Origin of the sequence: uncultured Bacteroides sp. (assembly GCF_905207245.1) — a bacterium.
Taxonomy (GTDB): domain Bacteria; phylum Bacteroidota; class Bacteroidia; order Bacteroidales; family Bacteroidaceae; genus Bacteroides.
Window position 1 is genome coordinate 1 of record NZ_CAJLKP010000173.1, and the last position, 3426, is coordinate 3426.

6 protein-coding genes are annotated in these 3426 nt (G+C 48.1%); all 6 read right to left on the minus strand.

Features of this window, described 5'->3' with window-relative positions:
- Positions 1–48 precede the first annotated feature (48 nt).
- Positions 49–447 carry a hypothetical protein gene (locus QZ135_RS24750; protein ID WP_294615767.1) on the minus strand — a complete coding sequence of 133 codons (399 nt, stop codon included), beginning with the start codon at positions 445–447 and terminating at the stop codon, positions 49–51.
- A 40-nt stretch (positions 448–487) separates the two neighbouring features.
- Complete coding sequence (locus tag QZ135_RS24755; protein ID WP_294615769.1) at positions 488–715, minus strand: hypothetical protein; 228 nt, start codon at positions 713–715, stop codon at positions 488–490.
- Positions 712–1191, minus strand: a complete 480-nt coding sequence (locus QZ135_RS24760; protein WP_294615771.1) for a DUF3990 domain-containing protein — start codon at positions 1189–1191, stop codon at positions 712–714. Before QZ135_RS24760 ends, QZ135_RS24755 begins: the two co-directional genes overlap by 4 nt.
- On the minus strand, positions 1188–1433 hold the full coding sequence (locus tag QZ135_RS24765) for a DUF3791 domain-containing protein (RefSeq protein WP_294615773.1): 246 nt from the start codon (positions 1431–1433) through the stop codon (positions 1188–1190). Before QZ135_RS24765 ends, QZ135_RS24760 begins: the two co-directional genes overlap by 4 nt.
- Positions 1434–1495: 62 nt before the next feature.
- Complete coding sequence (locus tag QZ135_RS24770) at positions 1496–2608, minus strand: endonuclease/exonuclease/phosphatase family protein (protein ID WP_294615775.1); 1113 nt, start codon at positions 2606–2608, stop codon at positions 1496–1498.
- Between the two features lie 94 nt (positions 2609–2702).
- Positions 2703–3426, minus strand: a 724-nt coding sequence (locus QZ135_RS24775; RefSeq protein WP_294615777.1) for an NAD(P)-dependent oxidoreductase, incomplete at its 5' end; no start/stop codon positions are given.

The following is a 3426-nucleotide window of genomic DNA, read 5'->3' on the forward strand; positions in this document are numbered from 1 at the left end:
GCTTCCATATGAATTTCTAATTTTAGAAGTGTCAACTTATTCAGTACACTACAGGGTGTACTTTTTATTGCTTTTATTATAGCTTAGGGTACCGGTGAGATTGGTAATGGTCTGTCCGATGCGGCAGGTGCCATCTTTATCGATGTAACTATAATCTCCGGGCATCAGTATTAGCTGGTTGGCCGCATTTTTGGCATTTTCTTCTTCGAACATGTCTGCGCCGGGTAAGTTCTTTTCTGTGGGAGTCCATAGAAGTCCGTCAGAGAGGGTGACGCTCTTACTGCTCAGATAGGCGTAATAGTTGTTCGTCAGGGTCAGCGTGTTGGTGATGGTCACTTCTTTTCCGTCCAGGGCGCTCGTCTTGAAGTCGTCGGGGAAACGCACTTCTTGCTGGGCAAACAACAGGGCGGGCAGGAAGTGGAGGATTAGGAGTAGTTGTGCTTTCATAGGCGGTTTTGTTTTGAAGGATGAGTGGTTGAGATTTTTTTTATCCCACTTTCCCGGTGAGTAGTTCTTCTTTCAAAAAACTGTATACATAGCCGGAACTTTGATAATAAAGTCCGCTTTGCGGATTATTTAGGCGTTCGAAAGTATCTGAATTGTAGAATGTTTCAAGAGCCTTATCCATCTCGTACCCGAAGTCTTGCATTAAATATATGATGATTTCCCGGGTTGTTTCTTCTATGAGGAATTGAATTTGTTCTTGTTTTATCATAACTTTATCAAATAATTAAGGGCTTTTTCTGTACCGAAGAAATATTGAATAGTTTTTCCTTTACTGAATTTCAATTCTTCTATTAACTTTTCCATAGGAATAATTCCGATTGAGAAGCGTCTTAGTTGAAAAGTGACACCATCGTCGGCAATGGGACCAATGACGATGTCATAATGATGTACGGGTTTTGTATTTTTCTTATCCCGGTTAGCGAGAATGAAATATGCCCATTCTTCACTGTAGTCGTCAAAGATTTTAATCTCTAATTGTCCGGATGACAAGTGCTGTTCTTCGAATTCGAAAACAGAGATACATTTGCTCCCTGTTTGCAGTTGGTCAACCTTGTGCATGGCCATTTCTTCTGCTTGTGGATAATTGTCCGACAGGTAGAAGCCTTGTCCGAAGTCTTTATACGGTTTTGAACGAGATAAGTCGGGGGTATGTATTTCTACATTGGAGCCATGGTATAGTTTCATTTTAATTTCCCTCCGTTGCGTTGGCATACTGTAAGGATATCGTCTATGGCGTCATCGAACGATTGGGTATGCAAACTCTGGTAATGGTTACGAAGGAATTGCATACCTTTAAAGCGGTTGATGTAATTGAATGCTTGTTTCTGTCCCAAATTAAAGCGTTTGGAAAATTCGGAAATGAGAGCTATTGTAAAGTTCAACTCATTCACGTTGGGCATCTGTAGATTTGTTTTTTGATTATTCATAATACAGTATGTTTTTAATCAATAGACAAATATAAATCTTTTATTTGAGAATGAAGGTCGTTTCATCTCTTTATTTTCATCTCCATCAGTACCGGATTATGGTCGCTGCACAGGTCCAGGTCGGGCGAGTAGTAGCGGTATCCCCGGATGCTGGGGGAATGGAAAACGTAGTCGATGCGCAGCAGGCGTTTGAAGTAACGGTAGGTGTACATGTAGCCACGGCCGCTGGTTCGGAAGCCATCTTTGAGGATGTCGCTTAGTTCGGCATAGGTGTAGGAAGACGGCAGGGAGTTGAAGTCACCGCAGGCCACCACGGGGTAGGGGCTGGCGAGGGCGAGATGGCAGATGGTGTCCGTTTGTTCGGCACGCTTCACGAAATTGTCGTGCAGGGAGGTGATGGCGCCCTGAACGACTTCGGCTTCGCGGCGGGTGTCATTGGTGTTGGCAAGGCCGCGTTCCCATTTACGGCGGTTCTGGCTGACGCTGGTGGTCTGCAAGTGGTTGTTGAGCAGGCGGACGGTGTCTCGCCCCAAGATGACGTCGCACTGCATACTACAGTTAGCACTTTGGGCATAGGAGATGAAGCGTGGGTTGACGAGCGGATAGCGGCTGAACACGGCAATGGGGAGCACTCCGCGAATGGAGTCTTCGGTGGGAATCATGGCGTAGCGCCAGTGCGAAAACACTTTGCGGATGCTGTCCATGGGAAAATACTGGTTGTCGCCACACTCCTGGAAACAGAGGACATCGACTTTCTGTTCTTTCATGTAGCGGGCGATTTCCTTGCAGGAATAGCCGGTGATTTCACCACCGAAGTTGCCTACGTTGTAGGTGGCTATCTTCAGGTAGCCGTCAGCGTAGTTGCTGCTGTAGTGCCCTTCGGGAATTTCTCTGGTGAAGCTGAACTGGAAGATGGCAAGAAGGTACCCATAGTTGAAGACGATTGCTGCAAGTGGGACGAATGCCCAGCGTCTGCGGGCAAAAGCCCAACAAATGGCAACTAACAAGTTGCAGAGTAATAATGCCGGAAGTGCCAATCCCAGTACGGGCATGTATCTTGAACTGGCGGGGTCAAAGTTCCCGGAGAAAGCGGCTACCATTGTGATGAGGGCCAGAGCGATGGTCAGGAGGACCGGAATGCTGCGAAAGAGGCTTTTGATTTCTGATTTTCCCATGATGTGATAAAGCTACGGGCTACGAGCTACAAGCTACGAGTGGCTGTGCTATCATACCGAAGACACTTGTAACTCGTAGCTCGTAGCTTGTAGCTTATTTTACTACATTTACCGGTTTCCCGTCAATATATGCTTTTAAGTTACTTACTGTGATAGTTATCAGTCTTTGGCGTGCTTCGAAATTGGCCCAGGCAATGTGCGGGGTGATGAAGCAGTTGCGCGCAGTCAGTAGTGGGTTGTCGGCACGGGGCGGCTCTTCGGAGAGGACGTCCAGTCCGGCGGCATAAATTTGGCCGGTGTTCAGGGCATTGGCGAGGTCTTGTTCATTGATGAGAGGGCCGCGTCCGGTGTTGATGAGGATGGAGGTGGGCTTCATCAGGGCAAGGCGGTTGGCGTTGACCAGATTGCGGGTACTGTCCGTCAAGGGGCAGTGCAGGCTGACGATGTCGCATTCGTGAAACACCTGGTCGAGTTCTGCCTTCCTGATTTCCGGTGGAAGTTGCAGGCGCGACTTGGAGGTGACGGCCCAGACTTTCATACCGAATCCGATGGCTATGCGGGCAGTGTTGTATCCGGTTTGTCCCAGGCCGACGATACCTATCTTCTTTCCGAGCAGTTCGATAAGCGGGGTGTCGTAGAAACAAAAGTCGGGACTCTTGCTCCAGTCTCCCTGACTGACTTTGTCGGAGTAATGGCGCACTTGCTGGGTGATGTTCAGGATATGGGCAAATACCATTTGTCCGACGGAGGGAGTGCTGTATGCAGGTATATTGGTCACGATGATGCCATGTTCGCGGGCGGCGGCGGTGTCTACCACG

Excerpts from the sequence above, each read along its gene's own strand:
- QZ135_RS24750 (WP_294615767.1), bottom strand. The coding sequence starts at position 447 with ATGAAAGCACAACTACTCCTAATCCTCCACTTCCTGCCCGCCCTGTTG.
- QZ135_RS24755 (WP_294615769.1), bottom strand. The coding sequence starts at position 715 with ATGATAAAACAAGAACAAATTCAATTCCTCATAGAAGAAACAACCCGG.
- QZ135_RS24760 (WP_294615771.1), bottom strand. The coding sequence starts at position 1,191 with ATGAAACTATACCATGGCTCCAATGTAGAAATACATACCCCCGACTTA.
- QZ135_RS24765 (WP_294615773.1), bottom strand. The coding sequence starts at position 1,433 with ATGAATAATCAAAAAACAAATCTACAGATGCCCAACGTGAATGAGTTG.
- QZ135_RS24770 (WP_294615775.1), bottom strand. The coding sequence starts at position 2,608 with ATGGGAAAATCAGAAATCAAAAGCCTCTTTCGCAGCATTCCGGTCCTC.